General features: G+C 58.5%; 1 protein-coding gene. It reads right to left on the bottom strand.

Annotated features, from left to right (window positions below):
* Positions 1-253: hypothetical protein (locus AAEY93_RS20890; RefSeq protein WP_351079628.1), on the bottom strand; the 253-nt coding region annotated here is incomplete at both ends.

The raw sequence follows: 253 nt of genomic DNA, 5'->3' as shown, positions 1-253 counted from the left end.
AGATATGGATCACCATCATGGTGTCGGAGCGCGACCCCTCAACGTCGCTGGCATCAGCCCCAGGGCCACCAGAGTCGGAACCGATCAGCAGGATGTTTTGGGAAGCATCGTCCGTAGCCGCCGGACGGTCGGCTTCCGCCGGGAACGATTTCTCGAACTTCTTCGCGATATCAAATGACGCAGATAGCCCGTAGGCGTATGCACCGAGCGCAGCGAGGACTACCACGAGAAAAACCCCGACGACAATCAGTAC

Source organism: Shewanella sp. CAL98-MNA-CIBAN-0140 (assembly GCF_040309905.1).
Taxonomy (GTDB): Bacteria; Pseudomonadota; Gammaproteobacteria; order Enterobacterales; family Shewanellaceae; genus Shewanella; species Shewanella psychromarinicola.
The sequence above is the reverse complement of the archived record's forward strand: the minus strand, read 5'-3'. Positions and strand labels throughout refer to the sequence as shown.